The sequence below is a fragment of the uncultured Roseovarius sp. genome (assembly GCF_913054395.1).
Classification (GTDB): domain Bacteria; phylum Pseudomonadota; class Alphaproteobacteria; order Rhodobacterales; family Rhodobacteraceae; genus Roseovarius.
In genome coordinates this window covers 1-3,609 of sequence record NZ_CAJXIP010000228.1, presented here as the reverse complement: position 1 = coordinate 3,609, position 3,609 = coordinate 1, and the positions used below count along the sequence as shown (strand labels likewise).

The 3,609-nt window shown below is 60.4% G+C and carries 4 protein-coding genes and 1 pseudogene; all 5 read left to right on the top strand.

Translation table 11 applies throughout. From position 1 onward, the window contains the following. A pseudogene (locus QZ522_RS18430) lies at positions 1–424 on the top strand (branched-chain amino acid ABC transporter permease); the annotation flags it as partial. Continuing rightward, positions 417–1,397: a branched-chain amino acid ABC transporter permease gene (locus tag QZ522_RS18425; protein WP_294615029.1), complete on the top strand. Its 981-nt coding sequence runs from the start codon at positions 417–419 to the stop codon at positions 1,395–1,397. The pseudogene QZ522_RS18430 and the gene QZ522_RS18425, both read left to right, overlap by 8 nt. After that, entirely contained in the window at positions 1,394–2,161 is a 768-nt protein-coding gene (locus tag QZ522_RS18420) for an ABC transporter ATP-binding protein (protein ID WP_294615027.1), read from the top strand. The genes QZ522_RS18425 and QZ522_RS18420 overlap by 4 nt, the downstream gene beginning before the upstream one ends. After that, entirely contained in the window at positions 2,151–2,858 is a 708-nt protein-coding gene (locus tag QZ522_RS18415) for an ABC transporter ATP-binding protein (RefSeq protein ID WP_294615025.1), read from the top strand. The genes QZ522_RS18420 and QZ522_RS18415 overlap by 11 nt, the downstream gene beginning before the upstream one ends. Next, complete coding sequence (locus tag QZ522_RS18410; RefSeq protein WP_294615024.1) at positions 2,818–3,426, top strand: tetratricopeptide repeat-containing protein; 609 nt, start codon at positions 2,818–2,820, stop codon at positions 3,424–3,426. The genes QZ522_RS18415 and QZ522_RS18410 overlap by 41 nt, the downstream gene beginning before the upstream one ends. Positions 3,427–3,609: the final 183 nt, after the last annotated feature.

Genomic DNA, 3,609 nt, shown 5'->3' with positions numbered 1-3,609 from the left:
TGTCTTGCTGGGCATGTTGTGGGTGTTCCTGAAGAAGACCCGCTTTGGCTGGGCGCTGCGCGCTGCGGCCCAGGACCCCGAAGCCGCCGCGCTTCAGGGGATTTCGATCAATCAGACCGCGCGCATTGCAATGTTCATCGGTGCCGGTTTGGCCGGTATCGCGGGGGCCCTGACGGCGCCGCTGGTGTCGGTCAATCCGCATATGGGCCATTCTGTCATCGTGACCGCGTTCATCGTGATTATCGTCGGCGGGGTCGGCAGCCTTGAAGGCGCGATCGTGGCTTCGGTCGTCTATGCCTTTGTGCATACCTTCGTGACCACCTTCTATGACGGGGTGATTGCCGACATTGCCGGGCTCAGCCTTATGCTGCTGGTGCTTATCGTCAAACCCACCGGCCTGTTCGGGAGTGCGGATCGTGCGTAATCTGATCATCCTTCTTGCGGCCGTCGCCGCGTTTCTCGCACTGCCCCACGGGCTGTCGTTTTCGCAACAGGAAGTCCTGGTTTTCCTCACCATCAACATCCTGCTGGTCTCTTCCTATCGCCTGCTGACCCTGACCGGCGAATGGTCGCTGGGGCACGTGGTTATCATGGGGGTCGGGGCCTATGCCTCTGCGCTCTTCTCCAAGAAACTGGGCGTTTACGTGCCCGTTTCGATATTGCTGGGGGGCGGCACCGCCGCTCTGCTGGCGGTGTTATTGTCGTTCCCGCTTTTCCGCATGAAGGGGTTCTATTTCCTGATCGGCTCTTTCGCGGCGGGCGAGATCATCCGCCTGCTCTGGAAACGATTTCGCGACCCATTCGGCGGGGCCAAGGGCATCAAGGGCATCGACCCGATGCCGGACTTTTCCATCGGCATCTATGATTTCGATTTCTTCGAGCCGATCAGCTATTACTACATGTCCGGCGCCGTGGTGGCGTTTTGCCTGTGGATTCTCTGGCGGATCGAGAAATCGCCCGTCGGCCTGACCTTTCACGCCGTGCACTGGCAGGACAAGCTCGCCGAGGCCTCGGGCGTCAACCTGCGCGCCTATCGCACTTTGGCCTTCGCGATTGCCAGCGGCTTTGCAGGGATCGGCGGGGCGCTGCTTGCGCATTACATTGGCACGATCAACCCCAACTCTTTTGACGTCGAGGTGATGGTCTTTGTCCTCACCTGGGCCATCGTCGGCGGTACGGCCACGTTTTACGGCCCTATCCTTGGCTGTATCGTTCTGACCGTTCTGAACGAGATCATCCTGCGGGAAATGGGGTTCGAGCAGATGCGCCCGCTGATCTATGGCGCGATCATGATCCTGTCGATCCTGTTCATGCCCAAGGGCCTTGAAAGCATCGTGCAGAGGATATTCAGCCGCCGGGCTCCGGACGGTGTCGTCAAACAGGAGGCCGCGGAATGACACAGTTTCTCGAAGTCGATAACCTGACCATGCGCTTTGGTGGTCTTACGGCGGTGGACGGCCTGTCGTTCAAGGTCAACCATGGCGAAATTCACGGGCTGATCGGGCCGAATGGCGCGGGCAAAACCACCACCTTCAACATGATCTCGGGGTTTTACACACCGACCGAGGGGCAGGTCCGCCTGCGCGGCGAGAATATCTCGGGGCTCAAGATGTACGAGGTTGCGCGTCGCGGCGTGGTGCGCACCTTTCAGCATTCGACGCTTTTTGCCGAACTCAGCGTGATGGACAACGTCCTTGTCGGCACCCACATGCCGTTCCGCCCTAATATCTTTGCCGCCATTGTCGGCTGGGACAAGGACGACCGTCATGGTGCAGAGGCGCGTGCGAGAGAGGCGCTTGAATTTTTCGGGCTGGATCATCTCAGGAATGATCTGGCCGGCGATCTCAGCCATGGCCACCAGCGCGCGCTTGGCATGGCGGTGGCCTATGCCAGCCACCCCGACGTGATGTTGCTGGACGAACCCTTTACCGGGATGAACCCGGAAGAGACCCGTCAGATGATGGGGCTGATGCGCAAACTGCGTGAGGATGGCATCACCATCCTTCTGGTCGAACATGACATGCAGGCCATCATGGGGCTGTGCGATACCATCACCTGCATGAGTTTCGGCAAGTTCCTGGCCGAAGGCAACGCCGAGGAAATCCGCCATCACCCTGCGGTGATCGAGGCCTATCTGGGGGGCGCGCGCCATGTTGCTTGAGCTCAAGGAAATCTCGGTCAACTACGGCAAGGTTTCTGCCGTGCGCAATATCTCGATTGCCGTGCCTGACGGGAAAATCGTGACAATCATCGGCGGCAATGGCGCGGGCAAGACAACGACCCTGCGGGCGATGTCCGGCATGGTGCCGCTGAAGGGGGGCGAGATTCATTTCAACGGCAAGCGGATTGACGGGCTGCCCTCGGACAAGATTGTCGCGCACGGGATTGCCCATGTGCCCGAGGGACGCCGGATTTTCCCCGATATGACCGTCGAGGAAAACCTGCGCACCGGGGCGTTCCTGCGGCGTGACAAGGAGGGCGTTGAAAACGATCTGGAAAAGGTATTTTCCCGATTTTCCCGCCTGAAGGAACGCCGCCGGCAGTTGGCCAAGACCATGTCGGGCGGCGAGCAGCAAATGCTCGCGATCGGGCGTGCCCTGATGTCGGCACCCAAACTGCTGCTGATGGATGAACCATCAATGGGTCTGGCCCCGGTGATTGTCGAGGAAATCGCCGTGATCATCGAAGAAATCAACGCACAGGGCCTGTCTGTGGTGCTGGTCGAACAAAACGCCGAACTGGCGCTGGAACTGGCGGATCACGCCTATGTGCTGGAAACCGGAAACATGGCCTTGGAGGGCCCCGCAAATGAGCTCCATGACAACGAACATGTTCGCGCCGCATATCTGGGGGTGTGACCTCGGATCGCCTGCGGCACAGGTTGCGCGCGCCGCTGGCTGGAGCCGCGCGGATATCCTTTGGGAAGGGCTGATGGAACAGGTCAACGAGGCCTGGGCCAGGGGCGACAGATCGCGCGCCGCGACGCTTTTGCGCCGCGCGCATCTTGTCGCGAGGTTTGTGTTTCACCGCAACGATCTGCGGCGGGCGACAGTCGATGCCAATCTGGGGATATTGGCCAAGGCCGCCGGACGACACGGACGCGCCAAGGCGCATTTCGCCAAGGCGGCCAAACAGTGGGACGCCAATGCCACGGCCTCTATCGGCGCGATGCAGATCGCCCCGCGTGCGCGCAGTTCGCTGTTTCATCTTCGCATGGAAGCGCTGCATCGCAACACGTATCACGACAACTTTCGGCTTCGCATCGGGCGCATCGCCGATGAGGTGCGCGGGGCAATCGCGGCGCTGGAAGAGGGCACGAAACCCGAGTGCCGTCTTTACGCGCGCTGGATCGGGGAACGGCCCACGGTCTATGATGACACCCGCAAAACCATGGCGGCCTGCCTTCTGATCATCGACAGCGATTGAGCCCCGGATTCGGTTTCAATCCTGCGCGCCCTGGCCTGAAGGCTGTTGCATGACCGGCATTGCGCCGGGCTGGTCGGTCCTGTGAGCCCATTCAGATATTTTGCAAATATTCAGCCCTTGCAGGTGGTCCAGCAAGGGTGCCGGATTGCGTTTGGTCAATTTGCCGTTTCGGCGTTCTGCTAG